General features: G+C 59.2%; 1 protein-coding gene. It reads left to right on the forward strand.

Features of this window, described 5'->3' with window-relative positions:
* The coding region (locus HB631_RS26820) for an autotransporter outer membrane beta-barrel domain-containing protein (protein WP_213994215.1) at nucleotides 1-331 on the forward strand (331 nt) is incomplete at both ends.

The raw sequence follows: 331 nt of genomic DNA on the forward strand, positions 1-331 counted from the left end.
TGGACGTGCAGGCGGACGATCACACCGAAGCCAACGGCACCCGGGTTACCGGCGACGGCGACGGCAATATTCAGACCCGCCTGGGCGTCAAGGCCTTTATGAACGCCTACAGCGAACGGGATAAAAACAAAGACCGCATGTTCCAGCCCTTTGTGGAGGCCAACTGGATCCATAACAGCAAAGATTTCGGCGCCACCCTGGACGGCGTCACGGTCAAACAGGACGGCGCGGCCAATATCGGCGAGCTTAAACTTGGAGTGAACGGGCAAATCAGCAGAAACTTCAACCTCTGGGGCAGCGTCGGCCAGCAGGTGGGCAACAGCGGCTACAG

The sequence above is a fragment of the Sodalis sp. dw_96 genome (assembly GCF_018449575.1).
Lineage (GTDB): Bacteria > Pseudomonadota > Gammaproteobacteria > Enterobacterales > Enterobacteriaceae > Acerihabitans.